Raw genomic sequence first — 13,398 nt, 5'->3', positions numbered from 1 at the left:
ACTACCCCCCACCACTCGCTCACCTGCGGGTAAGGCAGAAATCAGAATCAGCCAGATCCAGACAGCGCATCTTCTGCACGACCGTCCGTGTGACATAGTCGGTTCCGTGAAGCCTCGTTCCATCGTCTTCGACCTCTTCGGCGACTACGTCCGCTACCGCGGCGGCGCCGCCCGGCTACGCACCCTCAGCACGCTGATGGGGAGCTTCGGCGTGGGCGACAGCACCGTGCGGGTGGTGCTGGCGCGGCTGCGCAAGGAAGGCTGGTTCGACGTCCGGCGCGAGGGCAGGGAGACGCTGTACGCGCTGAACACGCGCAGCCTCCAGGTGCTGGACGAGGGCCGCTCGCGCATCTTCGACCGGGCGCCGGGCGAGTGGGACCGGCACTGGCACATGGTCATCTACTCGGTGCCGGAGACCGAGCGCGGAGTGCGCGACCGCATCCGCAAGGAGCTGGCCTGGCTGGGCTTCGGCCCGCTCGCCCCCTCCACGTACGTCGCGCCGCACGACCGGATCCGGCAGGTGCGCGAGAAGTTCGCCGACGAGCCGGCCGTACGCCTTGACACCCTGCGCTGCGAGTCGTCCGGGCTGCCGGTCGACCGCGCGATGGCTGCGCGGTGCTGGGACCTGGACGCGCTCAACGAGGACTATCGGGAGCTGCTGCGCACCTACCGCGTCCGGATGCCGTCGTACCGGGGCGGGCACCTCAGCCCCGAGGAAGCGCTGGTCGAGCGCATGAAACTCACCTACGACTACCGCAAGTTCCCCTTCCGCGACCCCGACCTGCCGACCGAACTCCTCCCGGCGGGCTGGGTGGGCCACGAGGCGCACGAGATGTTCCTGGAGGCTCACGAACTCCTCGGGCCCGCCGCCGAGCGGTTCTACGACGAGGTGGCGGACGGGCGCCCAGCCGGCCGCACCTGACGACATGCTTGGGGCCCGCCACCGTGTCACGCGGCGGCGGGCCCCAAGCATGTGCGCGCTACAGCAGCGGCAGGTCCACCAGGTCCAGGACGGTCGTCCCGGCCTCGAACTCCCGTGCCGCACCGCACCGCACCGCACCGCACCGCACCGCACCGCACCCGGTGAGCGTGACCTTCACCGGGCCGTCGCTCGTCACCCGCAGCTTGGCCGTGCAGTCGACCTTGGCCGGCTTCGGGTCGATGGTCACGGCGCCGACGTTCTTCGCGTCGATGACCAGCTCGTCCGCCTTCGGGACATGATCAGGGAGGCGGGTCCGTACAGAGCGGTTCCCAGCGTCACCACACCGATGGAGCGGGTGCGCCCGGAGGACAGGGCGCGGGCGGCGTTGTTCATGCGGTAGCCGAGCTCCTCGCCGGCTTCCAGGACGCGGCGGCGTACCGCGGCCGAGACGTACGGCTCGTCGTTGTAGACCCGGGAAACCGTCTTCTGCGAGAGGCCGGCCAGCCGGGCGACATCCACACTGCGCGGGGCAGCGGAACTCCCGCCCCGCCCTGCGCCTCGCCTCATGGTGACTCCGGATGCTCGTGACCGCTGGTGGCCCCGGGACCCTCTGACTGCGCTGTCATGCCTACGCAGTCAGAAGACGGAAGTCAAGCATCTGACCCAAATTCGTAACCCGGTGCGGATGCCGGTCAGAGAGCACGCAACCTCGCAGTCGAGCCTTTCCGACCAGGTCAGGGCATGCCCAAGACGTTCTTACTGCAGCGCCAACCAGCACCGGCAGGCCGTACTGCGGCCGCGACATAGTGGGGCCGTACCGCGGCCTCGTACAGCCCCCTCCTGCGAGTCCTGACTGCCGGTCAGCCGAACAGGCGCCGCTGGATTTCCCGCCGGTAGTCCTCCAGGGTGCGGTCGAGGTGTACGGCGGCGGCCTCGGCGGCCTCGGCGGGTCGGCCGTCTCGAATGGCGCGGTAGATCGCCTCGTGTTCCTCGACCGCTGCCGCGGTGCCGTCACCGAAGGAGTCGTGGATGCCGATCGCGCTGGACTGGCGTTGCAGCCGACGGGCGTCACGCACCGCGCTGCCGAGGAAGGTGTTGTGCGAAGCGGCGGCCACCGCCGCATGGAAATCGTCGTCGGCCTGGTTGAAGACCGCGACCTCGCCGTGGATGTACCCGTGCCGGCACTGCTGCATGGCGACCTCGATCGTGCGCAGTTCGGCGGGCGTGGCACGGGTGGCCGCGAGCCGGACGGCGGCCATCTCCTGGACCCTGCGGAACTCGAACAGCATGAGCACGTGATCGAGGTCCACGGGCCGGAAGAAGCCGCCCCAGCGGCTGGTGACCAGCATGCCCTCGTCGTCCGCGACGAACAGCCCGCGCCCCTTGTGCGCCCGGACCCGGCCGAGCGCCGAGAGGATCTTCACGGCTTCCCGGACCACCGCCCGGCTGGTGCCCAACTGCTGGGCCAGGTCGTTCTCCGTGGGCATCCGGTCTCCGGGGACCAGGCGCGACTCGGCGATGAACTCGAGGATCCGCTCCGCCACGAGCTCGTATCCGGGGCGGTAGTCCCGTCGCTCATCCGATCCGTTCATCACTGCCGCCACGGCGGGCGTGTCCTTCATGGGTCCTGCCTCCGGGTGACTGCGACGACGGCGACTGATCGGCCTTGGAGCCGAGCTCATCGTACCCCAGGCCAATATAAGTAGTACTCATCTGTCACACACCTGGTCGCATCTCGACATAAGAAACAACCACTAAGTGCCTATTTGCGCATTTACGGGACCCGAAGGAGCTGATCTCGCGCGCGACTCCGCCTCCCGAAAAGCCGTACATACCCCTTGACTCGACCTTCGATATGGCGGCTAATTTCTTCCGCGGCGGTACCGACAGAGCCGTCAGCAGCCTCACGCACACCCAGTGGAGTCGCTCATGTCCGTCTACAAGCCATCGGCCAACCAGGAGACAGGGACCAACGGGAGGCGTACCGCGTTGCTGGCCGGATGTGCCGCCACCGTGCTGCTCACCGTGGCCGCCTGCGGCAGCGGTGGCGGCACCGGCGGTACGACCAACAAGGACGGGTTCGCCCAGGCCGCGCAGAACGGCGGGGCGTTGACCGTGTGGGTGGACGCGACCCGTATGGACGCCGCGAAGCAGTACCAGGCGCTGCACCCGGGCGTGAAGATGGACATCGTCAGTTACGACGGCGACGCCAACGGGTCCAACTACCTCCAGACGAAGGTCCAGCTGTTCAACCGCACCGGCAAGGGCTGGCCGGACGTCGTCTTCAGCTCCCAGAACAACGAGGCGAGCTGGGCCGTCGACGCGGGCTTCGCGGCGCCGCTGAACAAGGGACTGATCCCGGACACGACGCTCAGCGGGTTCGCCAAGGGCGCAAACGACGTCTGCACGGTCGACGGAACCCTCTACTGCCTGCGCAACGACCTCTCCCAGGCGGTGCTCTGGTACAACGCGCCGCTGCTGAAGAAGTTCGGCTACTCGGTGCCGACGACCTGGGAGGAGTACCAGGCGCTCGGCGAGAAGGTCGCCAAGGAGCACCCCGGCTACCTCGTGGGCGACGCGGGAGACTCCTTCACCCCCGAGATCTACCTGTGGGCGAGCAAGTGCGGCGCCAACCACATCACCGGCCCCAAGTCCGTGTCGGTCAACACCACCAGCGAGGCCTGCACCAAGATGGCCAAGCTGCTGGACGTACTGATCAAGAACAAGTCCATGTCCATCAGCGGCGTCTTCAGCACCGACTTCGCCAAGAACGAGGCCGACAAGGTCCTGCTCATGCCCGGCCCGGCGTGGTACGGCGGCGCGGTCTTCAAGGACGGCCTCAAGACCCCGGCCAAGCAGACAGCGGTGGCCCCCATCCCGCAGTGGCAGGGCGACACCTCGCCGTCCACCGGCAACGTCGGCGGCGGTACCTGGCTGCTGTCCAAGCACTCCAGCCACCTCAAGGCGGCCACCGACTTCCTGAAGTGGGTCACCACCGACAACGCCTACCAGGGAGAGAAGGCCCCCGGCTTCCCGGCGTACGCGCCCGCCGCCGAGAACTGGCTCAAGGCGCAGGCCGCCTCCGGGTACTTCGCCGGCGACCTCACCGCCCTCAAGGACGCCTCCTCGCAGGTGTGGTCCGACTGGGGCTCGGGCCAGTTCAGCCAGGAGGCCGTCTGGGCCGCCACCGTCAAGCCCGGCATCACGCAGGGCAAGACCATCGAATCACTGCTGCCCGCCTGGCAGGACTCGATCGTCAAGTACGCCGAGGCCGACGGATACAAGGTCTCCAAGTGACCGTCGCGCGCTCCTCGGCCGGCTCTGTCCGGGGGCGCCCTCGCGGCACCTCCCGGCAGAGCCGGGCCGGCGTGGCATTCGTCGCCGGCTACGTACTGCTGCTGATCGCCTTCGGCGTCCTTCCGACCTGTTACGCGATCTATTTCGCGTTCACCGACGCCGGAGGCGCCTTCACCGGCCTCTCCAACTTCGTCACCACGGCACAGGACTTCCGCTTCGTCGACTCCCTGGGCCACGTGGCCCTGTACCTGGTCTTCTGGCTCCTGTCCCTCGTGGTGTTCGTGGTGGTCCTGGCGCTCCTCCTGCACAAGCTGTCCTCCGGGCCGCTCAGTCAGGCACTGCGCTTCCTCTACTACATCCCCGGCGCCCTCGCCGGCGCGGCGAGCGTCCTGGTGTGGCTGTTCATGCTCGACCCGACGGTCAGCCCGGTCAGCTCCCTGCTGGGGACGCTGGGCTTCCACACCTTCGGCGAGGTCATCGCCCCCGGCAACCTGGCGCTGCTGTTCACGATCATCGCGTTCTGGACCGGCGCGGGCGGCTGGATCGTCGTCATGTACGGCGCTCTCAACAACATCCCCAAGGACGTGATGGAGGCCGCGCGCATCGACGGCGCGAACGGCTGGCAGACCGCCTGGCGGGTGCAGATCCCCATGCTCCGCAAGTGGATCGTCTACATGGTGATCCTGGCCTTCGCGGGCGGCGCGCAGCTCTTCGTCGAGCCGCAGCTGCTCTCCCTCGCCAGCACCGGCGTGGCCGGCCGCGACTACTCGCTCAACCAGCTGACGTACGACTTCGCCTTCCAGATGAACAACATCAACGGCGCCGCCGCGGTCTCGGTGGAACTCCTGGTCGTCAGTGTGTCGGTCGCCGGTGTCTTCGTCGCACGATCGGGGTTCTTCGATGCCGACTGACACACGGTCCACCCCTCTGGCCGCCGCTTCTCACACCAAAGGGGATGTCAGAAGCCGGCACGGGGAACCACGGCCGCGCCACCGTCCACCGCAACACATGACGTCACGGCTGCTGGCGGGCTCGGTGCTCACCGTGTTCGTGGTGTTCTTCGTGCTGCCCGTGCTGTGGCTGCTGCTCGCGGCGACCAAGACCGACCAGCAGCTGGTCCACGACAACCCGCTGTCCTTCGGGTCCTGGCACGCGCTGTCGGCCAACTGGCACGCGCTCACCGCCTTCCAGGACGACGCCATCCTGGTCTGGCTGCGCAACTCCGCCGTCTACGCCGCGATCTCGCTGGTCATCACGCTCTGCCTGGCGGTACCGGCCGGGTACGCGCTGGCGATGACCGAGTTCCGCGGCCGGCACGCGCTGCTGATCGCGACCCTGGTCGTGATGCTCATGCCGAACGCCACGCTGGTGGTGCCGCTGTTCCTGGAGATCAACGCGGTGCACCTGATCGGCACGATGTGGTCGATCATCCTGCCGTACTCGTTCTACCCGTTCGGGGTGTACCTGACGTACATCTACTTCACCACCGCCGTGCCCAGGGACCTTCTGGCCGCGGCACGGATGGACGGCTGCTCGGAGTTCGGTGTCTTCCGCCATGTGGCCCTGCCACTGGCGACCCCCGTCATCGCGCTCGTCGGGTTCTTCAGTTTCGTCGCCAACTGGACGAACTACTTCCTGCCCTACGTGATGCTCCCCGAGAGCGACCAGATGCCCATCCAGGTGGGCGTCGGCAGTCTGCTCAGCAATGTGCCGTCGTTCAACCCGACCGTCGGCGACCTCGCGATCCAACGCCCGCAACTGGCACTGGCGACGCTGGTGGCCATCACACCGGTGCTCGTCGTGTTCCTCTTCGCCCAGCGCTTCCTGGTCAGCGGAATGCTCGCCGGCGCCACCAAGGAGTGACCGCTCTCATGCCCTTGAGCCCCCACCCCCACACCCACGCCTCCGGCGACGACAGACCCACCGCCGCCGAGCTCCCCGAGATCCAAGCCGCGGTGCCATTGCTCGAACCCCCCGGCTGGGCCGTGGCCCAGCGCGCGCTCTTCGACCTGCTCGACCACGCCTGGCGCCGCTTCGAAGACGCCTTCACCGGCCCCGACGGCCGGCTGAACTACCACGGCCCACTCACCAGCCGCGACGGTGTGGACGACTTCTACGAGGTCTTCTTCAACTGGCCCCAGCTCTACCTCCTCGGCGGCGCCGACGACCTGCTGCCCGCCAGCGAGCGGCACTGGGAGGGCGTGACCAGGCAGCTGACCGAACTGGACATGCTGCGCGAGGAGTTCGAGCGTGGCTACGACTGGTTCCACCAGGGCGAGAGCCTGCTCCTGCTCTACTTCCTGTGCATGGCCGCACCCGACCGCTGGGCCGAACGCGCGCTGCGCTTCGCCGAGTTGTACGTCGACCCCGCCAAGGGCAACTACGACCCCGAGCACCGCATCATCACCCGCCCGCACAACGGCAGCGACCTCGGGCGCACCGGCCTGTTCGACGGCGACGTGTATCCCTGGCTGCTGAAGGAGGCGGAGACCTACGGTTTCCCCCTCGACTGGCTGCCCGAAGCCGCCGACGGCTCCTTCCCGCTGTCGGCGGACCCGCGGCTGGGCGACCAGATGCGGGACCGGATGGGCGTCGGCGACACCGCGGTCAACCTCGCCGCGGCCGGCCTCGTCCTCAACGCCTGGATCCTGTCGGGCGAGGAGCGCTACCGGGACTGGATCGTCGAGTACGTGGGCGCCTGGCGCGAGCGCACCCGGGAACAGGGCGGCCTGATCCCGGACAACGTCGGCCCGGACGGGGTCGTCGGCAGCCTGCTGGAAGGGCGCTGGTACGGCGGCCACTACGGCTGGTCCTGGCCGCACGGCTGGCACAGCGTGGGTCACGCGGCCTGCGTGGCGGCGCTGGCGGCGGCGACGGCCACCGGGGACGACGACTACCTGTCCATGGTCGCGACCTCACTCGACGCCCTCATCGACCGCGGCAAGGTCATGCCCCACACGGAGGCCGACTCCAGCCTGCCCTCCAAGTGGGCGGTGGAACTCGGTCCGGACCGTCACACGCCCACGGTGCACCTTCCGTTCCGCCACAACGACTCCGGCTGGTTCGACTACAACCCGGCAACACCCCCGGTGCCGGTGGCCCTCTGGCACCACACCTCCTCGGAGGCCGACCGCGCCCGGCTGGAACGGCTGCGCGAGGCCGACGGCATCGACTGGCGCACCGTGCGGCCGTTCCGGGCCAAGGAGGAGTCCGGTCACGAGAAGGCGTGGTTCGCCTTCCTCGCCGGCGACGACCCCGGCTACCCGGAACGGATCCTCGCGACCGCCCAGGCCCAGGTCCGCCACCGGCTGCGGCGCATCGACCGTTACCGCGACCTGGACGTGCCCGAAGCCGACATCCACGTCTGGCAACAGTGCAACCCCGTCGCCACCGAGGCCCTGGTGCAGCTGACCTGGGGTGGCCCTCAGGTGATGTACCAGGGCGGTCTGCAGCAGGCACGGCTGCGCTACCACGACGCCGACGCCCGCCGGGCCGGCCTGCCGGCGGACGTCGCCGCCCTGGTCACCTCGATCGACCCCGAGGCGACCAACGTCGAACTGGTCAACCTCTCCCCCGGCACCGACCGGACCGTCATCGTCCAGGCGGGCGCGTTCGCCGAGCACACCATCACCGGCGTCCGGTACACGACCTGCGCGGACGACGGCTGGATCGGGGACATGTACGACTACGGCCACACCGAGCCGATGGTCTCCGAAGAACAACTCCCTTGCGACGGACCTTTCCTGATGGTTCGTCTGCCTGCCTCCACGCGCGTCCGGCTCACGCTGCGGCTGGGGCTGCGCACCCGTACTCCCAGCTACCGCACGCCGTTCGACACGGTGGCCGACGGTCCCAACTCCACCGACACGACAGGGGAATCGGCATGAAGCGCATCGCCCAGACCATCAGGCTCCGCCCCGAACACCGCGAGGAATACCTGCGGCTCCACTCCGCCGTGTGGCCCGGTGTCGAAGCCGCCCTGCACCGGGCGAACATCCGCAACTACAGCATCTTCCTCCACGGTGACGTGCTGTTCGCCTACTTGGAGTACCACGGCGAGAACTTCGAGGCCGACATGGCCTCCGTCGAGGCCGACCCCGAGACCCAGCGCTGGTGGAAGCTGACCGACCCGTGCCAGGAGCCCTGGCCCGACCGGGGCGAGGACCGCCAGTGGACCGAACTCCCCGAGATCTGGCACCTGAGCCCGCCCGCCGACGACGCCACCGCCTGACCCGGCCCGCGCCCGCCCGACCCGACTTGGATCAGCCCGTGAACACATCCGTGCTCGTCGACGCCCACCACCACCTGTGGGACCTCTCCCACCGACCGCAACCCTGGCTCGACGACCCCGACGTGGCGTCGATCCGCCGCACCTTCACCCCCGAGGACCTGCGCACCACCGCCACTCGCCCCATCGCGGGCCGGCGGCTGCACGCCACGGTGGTCGTCCAGTGCGTCGCGGAGGTCGCCGAGACCGAGGACCTGCTGGCACTCGCCGAACAGGAGCCGCTGATCCGGGCCGTGGTCGGCTGGGCGGATCTGACGTCCCCGGCGATCGGGGACGTGCTCGACAGGCTGATCGGCGGGCCGGGCGGCGTGTACTTGCGCTCCCTGCGGCACCTCGTCCAGGGCGAGACGGACCCCGACTGGCTGCAGCGCCCCGACGTGGAAAACGGATTGGGGGCGGCCCGGGACCGCGGACTGCGCTACGACGTGCTGGTGCGCGACCATCAGCTCGATCAGGCGATCCGGCTCGCGGAACGCTTCCCCGACCTGCCCCAAGTGCTCGACCACGCGGGCAAGCCGGACATCGCCCGACAGGACATCGCCGACTGGGAACGCCGGATACGGCAACTGGCCGGGCACCCGCAGGTGATGTGCAAGGTCTCGGGTCTGATCACCGAGGCCGACCACACCCGCTGGACCACCGCCGACATCCGTCCCGTCTGGGACGTGCTGCTCTCCGCCTTCGGCCCGGACCGGCTGATGTTCGGCTCCGACTGGCCGGTCGCCAACCTGGCGGGCGGCTGGAACCGGTGGGCCGCCACCGTGGACGAACTGCTCACCGGCTGGAGCGAGGGCGATGTCCACGCCCTCCTGGCCGGCACCGCCGGCGCGTTCTACGGCCTTGCCCCCGTCGCCGGAGAAGGGCACACCTCCGCCCCGACGACCTGACCCGCTCCCTCCCGCGGCGAGAGCCACCACCGCAGGCCACACCCACCGCACGAACCCGTACGAACCCACGCCGGGCTCACCGCCACGGATGCCGAGCCACTCGCCATCCGTCGGCACCGGTCCGCACCGAAGGGACCCCGCCCCCCCCATGACACTAGCCGCCCGATACCTCTCCGCCCGCACCCTCGACACCGCTGCGGTCCACAGCGCACCACCGGGCCCCGGAGAGGTGGAACTGGCCCCCGCCTATGTCGGCATCTGCGGTACCGACCTGCACATCTTCCACGGCGACATGGACGCCCGAGTCGCCGCACCGGCCGTCCTGGGGCACGAGATGGCCGGGCGGATCGTCCGCGTCGGGCCCGGCGTCGAGGGCTGGCAGCCCGGCGACGCGGTCACCGTGATGCCCCTGCGCTGGGACGACACCTGTCCCGCCTGCCGCGCCGGTCACCAGCACATCTGCCAGCACCTGGACTTCATCGGCATCGACTCCCCCGGCGCCATGCAGCAGCGCTGGACCGTGCCCGCCGCCACCCTCATCCGCCTGCCCGGCACCCTGCCCCTGGACCGGGCCGCACTCGTCGAACCGACCGCGGTCGCGGTGCACGACGTCGGCCGGGCCGGGGTGCGCGACGGCGAGCGGGTCGTAGTGGTCGGCGGCGGCCCGGTCGGCGTCCTGATCGCGCTGGTGGCTCAGGCTGCGGGGGCGGACGTCCGGGTGGTGGAGCTGAGCCCCCACCGGCGCCTGATCGCCGAGGAGTTGGGGCTGACCGTCTGGGACCCGGCCACCGAGGACCTGGCCGAGCTGGTCCGGCAGTGGACCGGGGACGCGGGGGTGGACGTCGCCTTCGAGGTGTCCGGCGCGGCAGCAGGCGTGGACACCGCGGTCGACGTGCTCGGCGTACGCGGCCGGCTGTGCCTGGTCGCGATCCACTCCCGCCCCCGCGAGGTGACCCTGCACCGCTTCTTCTGGCGCGAACTCACCCTCGTCGGCGCCCGGTTGTACGACCGCTCCGACTTCGAGAAGGCGGTGGCACTGGTGGCCGACGGCACCGTTCCCGCCCAGCGGCTGATCAGCAAGGTCGTGCCGCTCACGCAGGCGCCCGCCGCCTTCGAGGCACTGGAGGGCGGCGGGGACGTGATGAAGATCCTCGTGGACTGCACCGACGAGGCCCAGGAGGCCGCCGTATGAACGCCTTCGACCTCACCGGAAGGCTCGCCGTCGTCACCGGCGCCCGGCGCGGTATCGGCCGGGCCATGGCCCGCGCGCTCGCCGAGGCCGGCGCGGACATCATCGGTGTGAGCGCCTCGCTGGAGGAGTCCGGCAGCACGGTGGAGAAGGACGTCACCGCCGCCGGCCGCACCTTTGAGGCGATCCGCACCGACTTCGCCGACCCCGAGGCCGTCCGGGCACTGGGCGCGGACCTCGGGGGCCGTGAGCGCCCGGTGGACATCCTGGTCAACAACGCAGGCACGATCCGCCGGGCTCCCGCAGCGGAACACACCGACGAGGACTGGGAGTTGGTCCTCCAGGTCAATCTGAGCGCGCAGTTCGCGCTGGCCCGCGCCGTCGGCCGGTCGATGGTGGCGCGCGGCCGGGGGAAGGTCATTTTCACGGCCTCCCTTCTCAGCTTCCAGGGCGGCATCACCGTTCCTGGATACACCGCCGCCAAGCACGGCGTAGCTGGTCTCACCAAGGCGTTGGCCAACGAGTGGGCGCCGCACGGCGTGAACGTCAACGCGATCGCGCCGGGCTATATCGCCACCGACAACACCCAAGCGCTGCAGGACGATCCGGTGCGCAGCAAGGCGATCCTGGACCGCATCCCGGCCGCCCGCTGGGGCAGCGCCGACGACCTCGCGGGCGCCACCGTGTTCCTCGCCTCCGACGCCGCCGCCTACGTGCACGGCACCGTCCTGCCGGTCGACGGCGGCTGGCTGGGCCGGTGACCGCCGACCTCTCCGACACAGTCCCCGAGGCGCGGATCGTGCCGGTCCTGACCGCGCCCGACCCCGCCACGGGTGTCCCGCCCGGCCCGCGCCCTGCCCGCGGGCGGCGCGCGTGGCGCGGAGGTCACCTTCCGCAGCCCGGACGCCGGGCAGGTCGTGAAAGCGATGGCCGATCAGGGCGGTGTGGTCGTCGGCGACGGTACGGTGCTCACCGCCGAGCAGACGGAGCAGGCGGTTGCGGCCGGGGCGCGCTTTGTCGCCTCCCCCGGCCTGGACCACGAGGTCGACGCCAGGTGCCACGAGCCGGGGGCATCCGTCGTCCCCGAGGTGGCCACCGCGACGCAGGTGATGAGCGCGCTGCGGACTGGCCTCGACACGGTCAAGCTGTTCCTCGCCGAGCCGCTCGTCGCAAGGGCGACGTTCCGTCCCTCGCGGTGCCCTTCCCCGGGGTGCGGTTCATGCCGACCGGCGGGATCAACGCCGCCGGTCCATGCCCGGCCTGCACGTCGTGGACCGCATCGGCTCCGGCGACGGCTTCACCGCCGGACTGATCCACGGCCTGCTCGCCGGACGTTCCCCGGAACGTGCCCTCGCCTACGGCTCACGGCCCACGGCGCCCTGGTCATGACGACTCCCGGCGATGTCTTCAGGGCCGCTATCGCCGAGTTCGAGGCGCTCGTCGCCGGCGGCTCGGCCCACCTACGACGCTGACCGGTGGTCCCCCACCTCTGTCCCCAGGAGCACGTCTTGCTTCACCGGAAGATCCAGAACACGCCGGTCACCGTCACCGAGCTCGGCTTCGGTGCCTCCGTCATCGGCAACCTCTACCGCACCACCAGCGCCGAGGACGCGGCGGCCGCCCTCGACACCGCCTGGGACGCGGGCATCCGCTACTACGACACCGCCCCCCACTACGGCCTCGGCCTCTCCGAGCACCGCCTGGGCGCCGCCCTGCGCGACCGGCCCCGCGATCAGTACGTCATCTCCTCCAAGGTCGGCAGACTCCTCGTCCCCAACGAACACCCCCAAGGCGTCGACACCGAAGGCTTCGTCGTCCGCGACGACCTGCGCCGCCAATGGGACTTCAGCCGCGACGGCGTGCTGCACTCCATCGAGGAGACACTGCAGCGCACCGGCCTGGACCGCCTCGACATCGTCTACCTCCACGACCCCGACCACCACTGGCAACAGGCAGCCGACGAGGCCATGCCCGCCCTCGCCGAACTACGCGACCAAGGCGTCATCGGAGCCATCGGCGCCGGCATGAACCAGTCCGCCATGCTCGCCCGCTTCCTGCGCGAGACCGCCGCCGACCTCGTGATGCTCGCCGGGCGCTACACCCTCCTCGACCAGTCCGCCCTCGACGACGTCCTGCCCACCGCCCAGGAACACGGCAAGGCCGTCATCGCCGTCGGCGTCTTCAACTCCGGCCTCCTCTCCCAGGACCGCCCCACCGAAGGCATGAAGTACGACTACCAGGCCGCCCCACCCGAACTCCTCGACCGCGCCCGCACCATCGCCGACGTCTGCGAGGCCCACGGCACCACCCTGCCCGCCGCCGCCATCGCCTTCCCCCTCACCCACCCCCACGTCATCAACGTCACCCTCGGCATGCGCGACCCCGGACAGGTCCGCCGCAACGTGGAGCTCCACGCCCGGCGTATCCCCGACGGCCTGTGGGACGAACTGCGAACGCGGGGCCTGATCAGGGCCGATGCGCCCATCCCGAGCGGTGACGGCCGCCTGCCCTCGCGGCCCTCGGAGTCAGCAGGCTGAGCAGCCGACGCGCTGAGTAGCCGCACCGTCCGGACCGACAACCCCTGGATCGCATGAAACCGCACCCCTGGAGCCGCCGCCCGATGTAAACCAGTCCGAACCACCAGAACAACCAGGAGAGGCAAACGTCCGTCCTCCTGTGTCCGCCGTCTCCTGCCGACAGCACTCGCCACGGCGGTCTCTGTCCTCCTGCTCACCTCCCTCACGACACCGACTCTGTCCGCGGCCGCGGCCGCCACTCAGGCGACCTACTACGTCCTCCCCCCCAACGGTGACGA

The 13,398-nt window shown here is 70.0% G+C and carries 12 protein-coding genes and 3 pseudogenes; 12 read left to right on the top strand and 3 right to left on the bottom strand.

Annotated features, from left to right (window positions below):
• Positions 1–106 precede the first annotated feature (106 nt).
• Positions 107–922 (top strand): PaaX family transcriptional regulator C-terminal domain-containing protein, encoded by an 816-nt coding sequence (locus tag OHB00_RS41550; RefSeq protein ID WP_406442853.1) that lies wholly within the window; start codon positions 107–109, stop codon positions 920–922.
• A gap of 58 nt (positions 923–980) precedes the next feature.
• Here the strand turns inward: OHB00_RS41550 and OHB00_RS41545 are convergent, their stop codons facing one another.
• The 3 genes and pseudogenes from OHB00_RS41545 to OHB00_RS41535 form a co-directional block, all read right to left on the bottom strand.
• The gene (locus tag OHB00_RS41545) at positions 981–1,169 is read right to left on the bottom strand and encodes a hypothetical protein (protein WP_406442851.1); all 189 of its coding nucleotides are present in this window, start codon (positions 1,167–1,169) and stop codon (positions 981–983) included.
• Between the two features lie 35 nt (positions 1,170–1,204).
• Positions 1,205–1,489: pseudogene (locus OHB00_RS41540) on the bottom strand (LacI family DNA-binding transcriptional regulator); the annotation flags it as partial.
• A gap of 293 nt (positions 1,490–1,782) precedes the next feature.
• The gene (locus OHB00_RS41535; protein WP_406442849.1) at positions 1,783–2,544 is read right to left on the bottom strand and encodes a FadR/GntR family transcriptional regulator; all 762 of its coding nucleotides are present in this window, start codon (positions 2,542–2,544) and stop codon (positions 1,783–1,785) included.
• A 307-nt stretch (positions 2,545–2,851) separates the two neighbouring features.
• Here OHB00_RS41535 and OHB00_RS41530 point away from each other — a divergent pair, with 307 nt between their 5' ends.
• The 11 genes and pseudogenes from OHB00_RS41530 to OHB00_RS41480 all read left to right on the top strand — a co-directional run bounded on the left by OHB00_RS41530 (position 2,852) and on the right by OHB00_RS41480 (position 13,120).
• Positions 2,852–4,219, top strand: coding sequence for an ABC transporter substrate-binding protein (locus OHB00_RS41530; RefSeq protein WP_406442847.1), 1,368 nt, complete (start codon positions 2,852–2,854; stop codon positions 4,217–4,219).
• Positions 4,216–5,130, top strand: a complete 915-nt coding sequence (locus OHB00_RS41525) for a carbohydrate ABC transporter permease (protein ID WP_406442845.1) — start codon at positions 4,216–4,218, stop codon at positions 5,128–5,130. Before OHB00_RS41530 ends, OHB00_RS41525 begins: the two co-directional genes overlap by 4 nt.
• A 97-nt stretch (positions 5,131–5,227) precedes the next feature.
• A complete protein-coding gene (locus OHB00_RS41520) occupies positions 5,228–6,082 on the top strand; it encodes a carbohydrate ABC transporter permease (protein WP_406442843.1) in 855 nt (284 codons plus the stop codon).
• Positions 6,083–6,090: 8 nt separating this feature from the next.
• Positions 6,091–8,106, top strand: a complete 2,016-nt coding sequence (locus OHB00_RS41515; protein WP_406442841.1) for a hypothetical protein — start codon at positions 6,091–6,093, stop codon at positions 8,104–8,106.
• The gene (locus OHB00_RS41510) at positions 8,103–8,450 is read left to right on the top strand and encodes an L-rhamnose mutarotase (protein ID WP_406442839.1); all 348 of its coding nucleotides are present in this window, start codon (positions 8,103–8,105) and stop codon (positions 8,448–8,450) included. Before OHB00_RS41515 ends, OHB00_RS41510 begins: the two co-directional genes overlap by 4 nt.
• A gap of 38 nt (positions 8,451–8,488) precedes the next feature.
• Positions 8,489–9,394 (top strand): amidohydrolase family protein, encoded by a 906-nt coding sequence (locus OHB00_RS41505; protein WP_406442838.1) that lies wholly within the window; start codon positions 8,489–8,491, stop codon positions 9,392–9,394.
• Positions 9,395–9,542: 148 nt separating this feature from the next.
• Positions 9,543–10,586, top strand: a complete 1,044-nt coding sequence (locus OHB00_RS41500; protein WP_406442836.1) for a zinc-binding dehydrogenase — start codon at positions 9,543–9,545, stop codon at positions 10,584–10,586.
• Positions 10,583–11,344 carry an SDR family oxidoreductase gene (locus OHB00_RS41495; RefSeq protein WP_406442834.1) on the top strand — a complete coding sequence of 254 codons (762 nt, stop codon included), beginning with the start codon at positions 10,583–10,585 and terminating at the stop codon, positions 11,342–11,344. The genes OHB00_RS41500 and OHB00_RS41495 overlap by 4 nt, the downstream gene beginning before the upstream one ends.
• 72 nt (positions 11,345–11,416) lie before the next feature.
• Positions 11,417–11,683 (top strand): annotated as a pseudogene (locus OHB00_RS41490) (keto-deoxy-phosphogluconate aldolase); the annotation flags it as partial.
• A gap of 151 nt (positions 11,684–11,834) precedes the next feature.
• A pseudogene (locus tag OHB00_RS41485) lies at positions 11,835–12,055 on the top strand (PfkB family carbohydrate kinase); the annotation flags it as partial.
• Between the two features lie 36 nt (positions 12,056–12,091).
• The gene (locus OHB00_RS41480; protein WP_406442832.1) at positions 12,092–13,120 is read left to right on the top strand and encodes an aldo/keto reductase; all 1,029 of its coding nucleotides are present in this window, start codon (positions 12,092–12,094) and stop codon (positions 13,118–13,120) included.
• Positions 13,121–13,398: the final 278 nt, after the last annotated feature.

Source organism: Streptomyces sp. NBC_00631 (assembly GCF_045206895.1).
GTDB lineage: Bacteria > Actinomycetota > Actinomycetes > Streptomycetales > Streptomycetaceae > Streptomyces.
The sequence above is the reverse complement of the archived record's forward strand: the minus strand, read 5'-3'. Positions and strand labels throughout refer to the sequence as shown.

Bases quoted from the DNA above. Each gene is read 5' to 3' on its own strand.
- OHB00_RS41495 (WP_406442834.1), top strand. From the start codon at position 10,583: ATGAACGCCTTCGACCTCACCGGAAGGCTCGCCGTCGTCACCGGCGCC.
- OHB00_RS41530 (WP_406442847.1), top strand. From the start codon at position 2,852: ATGTCCGTCTACAAGCCATCGGCCAACCAGGAGACAGGGACCAACGGG.
- OHB00_RS41515 (WP_406442841.1), top strand. From the start codon at position 6,091: ATGCCCTTGAGCCCCCACCCCCACACCCACGCCTCCGGCGACGACAGA.
- OHB00_RS41500 (WP_406442836.1), top strand. From the start codon at position 9,543: ATGACACTAGCCGCCCGATACCTCTCCGCCCGCACCCTCGACACCGCT.
- OHB00_RS41535 (WP_406442849.1), bottom strand. From the start codon at position 2,544: ATGAAGGACACGCCCGCCGTGGCGGCAGTGATGAACGGATCGGATGAG.
- OHB00_RS41520 (WP_406442843.1), top strand. From the start codon at position 5,228: ATGACGTCACGGCTGCTGGCGGGCTCGGTGCTCACCGTGTTCGTGGTG.
- OHB00_RS41510 (WP_406442839.1), top strand. From the start codon at position 8,103: ATGAAGCGCATCGCCCAGACCATCAGGCTCCGCCCCGAACACCGCGAG.